We start from the raw sequence: 2037 nt of genomic DNA, 5'->3' as shown, positions 1-2037 counted from the left end.
GAAGTCGAGCAGAACCTGCGGTTTCAGGGGCAGTATTTCGATGACGAGACGGGGCTGCACTACAACACGTTTCGGTACTACGATCCGGAGGTGGGGCGGTTTGTTACGCAGGATCCGATTGGACTTAGTGGCGGGACGAATCTTTATCACTATGCACCAAATCCTTATGGGTGGATTGACCCTTGGGGATGGATGGCGTTTTGGAAGCCCCTTAAACCTGATGGAATGGGGCATCACCCCTTTCCGCGAGCGCATGCCAATACTCATGGGTTTCCCGAGTTGGGAACGAAACTAGATTCGCCATCATGGTTTCCGAATGAGGTGGTGGGGTCAGATGAGCTTCATAAAGAATTTCACGAGGCAATTAAAAAAGAAGGTGTGCCATTCAATAAAAAGTTTTCTGGCACTTCCGATGAGTTAGTGAGTAAATTAAATAAAGCTTATGAAGGGTTTCCTCAGAAAGGCACGCTGAAAATACCTAGAACGGGTAAGGTGCTTGCTGAAAACATTACGATAGGCGATGCGTTGAATAAGTCTATCGGCAAAGGAACTAATATAAAGTCGGCAGGAGGTTGTGGGTGAAAAAAGTAGCAAAAATTGAAATATTTGAGCCCGGAATCGTTATTTTTGATCCGGTTGTACTGAATGATTTTGTCCTAAGTAATGGGGTGGATGCTGGTAATTTATTCGACTTTTTTTTAAGTGATGAAACTATTGGGTTAAGTGCGGTGGAAAAGGGAGTGATATTTCCTGCCTATCAAATTCCCGAAATGGAATATAGTGTTTTTCTAAAGGGGGCTGGTCAAGAGTCGAGCTTTAATAGCGCAGCAAAGAGGTTTTGTTATTCTGGAATTCCACTGGTAGTTGTTTCAGGTTTGGTTGTTATTGCTGATCTAAATGCTCTAATGGATTGGGATAGTGATTTTTTTCTGAATTACAGAGAGTCGTGTGTTGATAGTCTTGGGAATAATGATTATCTAGATGTTGCAAATGGTTTGTATGATTTGAGTATTAGTGGTTTCAGGGGGCTGGGCGAACCATTTGTTTCTCTAGGTTATGAGTTGGAGTTCAAACCTGTGGGGCAGCTCCCGAAGCTTCAAAATGATGCCTCCACCGATGATTGGGACTTTTCCATTGCTTGAGTTCTCCCCTTGGGAACTGCTTAAGAATTTTCGCTAGGAAAGCACTGAGGCTGAAAAAACAAGTTGGTGAAACTTAACAATAACCTAAATAGTTTGACCAGATATAGATCTGGCGCTTGGCGTGAAAAAAGTTAAAGCGTGGGCTTCTCAGCGTCTAGAAGGTGGGCTATTTAAAGTTGATGCCATAACCGGTCGGTTGCTTTAAAGGTGGAAGAATGAAGGATATATATATCATTGGTTATGAGCCGGATGGTGTGGGTACACCATATTTTTTTGATTTGAGTTGGGTTCCCGATTTGCCAACCTTTCACTATCCCTCCGAAAATCCAGTGCAAGGGGCTTTAAGTTCCTGCTATCGAGCTAAGGCTGATGTTTCGCAGTTAACGGCAGATTGGTTGCCAGACCATTTTTTGGCGTCCAAAGATTTTTTGGACGTCTGCGATGCTTTCGAATGCAAGTACGTTAGCAGGCCGGTTGAACTTTTTACTCAGGGGGTGGCAAAGCAAGACAAATCATATTTTTTCTTCGCAGTTGTCGAAAAGCTGAGGGCTATGGATCTGGATAGTTCCTCTTTCGTGCTGGATAGTAATGTGAAGTCAGGCGCTTTCGATTTGAAGGGTTCAAATTATGAGCGTATTGATAAGCTTGTTGTTTTGGAAAGTGTTGATTCTGATTTGTTCTATTTTGAAGAGATTCATGAGGTTGCGTGTTCTGCTCGCTTCCTTAATGAGTGTATTAATAAGAAAATCCATGGTCTTACCTTTAAAAAGATAGATGATGATTATCGGTATGCGCCCTGGGATGATTTTTAGTTACCTGTATGAGCCGGGGAGTTATGCGCCGTTGGCGCGTGTCGATCAGGCGGAGGGTGAAGAGCAGCAGCTTTACTACTTCC

3 protein-coding genes and 1 pseudogene are annotated in these 2037 nt (G+C 43.4%); all 4 read left to right on the top strand.

From position 1 onward, the window contains the following. A partial coding sequence (locus PMI34_RS00005; RefSeq protein WP_008054328.1) for an RHS repeat-associated core domain-containing protein occupies positions 1-582 on the top strand: 582 nt, incomplete at its 5' end. Continuing rightward, complete coding sequence (locus tag PMI34_RS00010) at positions 579-1142, top strand: hypothetical protein (RefSeq protein WP_008054327.1); 564 nt, start codon at positions 579-581, stop codon at positions 1140-1142. The genes PMI34_RS00005 and PMI34_RS00010, both read left to right, overlap by 4 nt. A gap of 215 nt (positions 1143-1357) precedes the next feature. Then, the gene (locus PMI34_RS00015) at positions 1358-1954 is read left to right on the top strand and encodes an imm11 family protein (protein ID WP_008054326.1); all 597 of its coding nucleotides are present in this window, start codon (positions 1358-1360) and stop codon (positions 1952-1954) included. Beyond that, positions 1938-2037 (top strand): annotated as a pseudogene (locus tag PMI34_RS29835) (RHS repeat-associated core domain-containing protein); the annotation flags it as partial. The gene PMI34_RS00015 and the pseudogene PMI34_RS29835, both read left to right, overlap by 17 nt.

Origin of the sequence: Pseudomonas sp. GM74, assembly GCF_000282455.1 — a bacterium.
GTDB lineage: Bacteria > Pseudomonadota > Gammaproteobacteria > Pseudomonadales > Pseudomonadaceae > Aquipseudomonas.
Note: the sequence above shows the minus strand (reverse complement) of the source record. Positions and strands in the feature narration are given on the sequence as shown.